Below are 1128 nucleotides of genomic sequence, written 5' to 3' on the forward strand. Positions count from 1 at the left end.
TATGATGCCTACGTATTGTCGTACGAAGCTTGCGATAGAAAGAGGAGAAGGTTGTAAACTTTATGATGTGGAGGGTAAAGAGTATTTAGATTTATTTTCTGGTGTAGGAGTAAACGTATTAGGATACAATCACCCTAAAATTGTGCAAACGACAATGGAGCAAGTTACGAAATCGTTGCATCTTCCATTTCATTTTTTAAACCCAGTTGCGATTGAGTATGCAAAGAAATTAGTTGATTACTCTTTAAAAAATGGAAAAGTCTTTTTTACAAACTCTGGTACGGAAGCAACAGAAACAACGTTAAAATTAATTGATAAATATAGATCTATTTCGAATGAAGAACGTGAAGGGGTCGTTGTGCTGAAAGGTAGTTTCCACGGGCGAACATTAGGGGCGCTACATTTTACGAGACAAGAAAATGTATATCAAAATTTCCCGAAAACATCTATTCCTGTATATGAAGTGGAACGTGAAAATATAGAGCAATTAGAAGAAACAATCATAAATGAAAAGCCTATTGCAATTATGCTTGAGCCTGTTTTAGGAAGTGGGGGGATTTATCCTTTATCAAGTGAATATTTGCATAGTGTTCAACATCTTTGTGATACATACAATGTACTTCTAATAGTCGATGAAGTACAAAGTGGTATGGGTAGAACTGGAAAACTATTTGCTTATCAAAATTTCAATATTACACCGGATATTATTCAAATTGGTAAAGGAGCAGGAGGCGGGATACCGCTTGGAGGAATTATTGTAGGTGAAAAGTTATGTGATGTATTTTCACCAGGAGATCATGGAACAACATTTGCTCATTCATCGATGGGAACAGCTCTAGGTTTAACGGTATTAAATACATTACTTGATGATGGTTTAATGCAAGAAGCTTATGAAACGTCACTATATTTAAATGATAAACTGCAAGAAATTCAGAAAGAAAACTCTTATTATATTAAGGAAGTACGCCATGCTGGTATGATGTTTGGTATTAGTGTGAACGATACGAATGAAAATGTGAAGAAATTACAGCTCGAATTAATGGAGAAAGGGATGTTAGTCGATGTTACACAAGGGAATATCGTCCGTTTACTTCCTCCGTATATAATTACAAAAGAGGAAATTGATAC

At 34.9% G+C, this 1128-nt stretch carries 1 protein-coding gene; it reads left to right on the forward strand.

Features of this window, described 5'->3' with window-relative positions:
* Nucleotide 1: 1 nt before the first annotated feature.
* Nucleotides 2-1128, forward strand: a 1127-nt coding sequence (locus tag KI356_RS25760) for an aspartate aminotransferase family protein (RefSeq protein WP_212936860.1), incomplete at its 3' end; no start/stop codon positions are given.

Source organism: Bacillus hominis (assembly GCF_018332515.1).
GTDB classification, from domain to species: Bacteria; Bacillota; Bacilli; order Bacillales; family Bacillaceae_G; genus Bacillus_A; species Bacillus_A hominis.